This is a genomic window from Cobetia sp. SIMBA_158, from assembly GCF_046566945.1.
GTDB classification, from domain to species: domain Bacteria; phylum Pseudomonadota; class Gammaproteobacteria; order Pseudomonadales; family Halomonadaceae; genus Cobetia; species Cobetia amphilecti.
Genome location: NZ_JAWJYL010001257.1, coordinates 1 through 229, shown reverse-complemented (window position 1 = coordinate 229; position 229 = coordinate 1). Strand labels below are relative to the sequence as shown.

Genomic DNA, 229 nt, shown 5'->3' with positions numbered 1-229 from the left:
ATGACTTTTATATTCAAGGCGTTTTATCCAACGCGCGAGGGGTATGCCTTTTCCTTTGTTGGCATAACTAAACCATAATTTATTTAGTTGCTCTAAGCGATTAATGTAGTGGCCGCTTTCAGCAAGACTAGGATCGGCAACATAAGGTTTTATGTCGCCGTCGCTCCCGTCTTGTGTAAGGGTGTCGTGCATTTTATTTAACCAACGTAGTGCATCTTGTGTGGCTTCG

General features: G+C 43.2%; 1 protein-coding gene. It reads right to left on the bottom strand.

Going from position 1 to position 229, the window contains the following annotated elements:
* Positions 1-229 (bottom strand): hypothetical protein (locus R2R70_RS23755; RefSeq protein ID WP_410979455.1); only part of this gene is annotated, 229 nt, incomplete at both ends.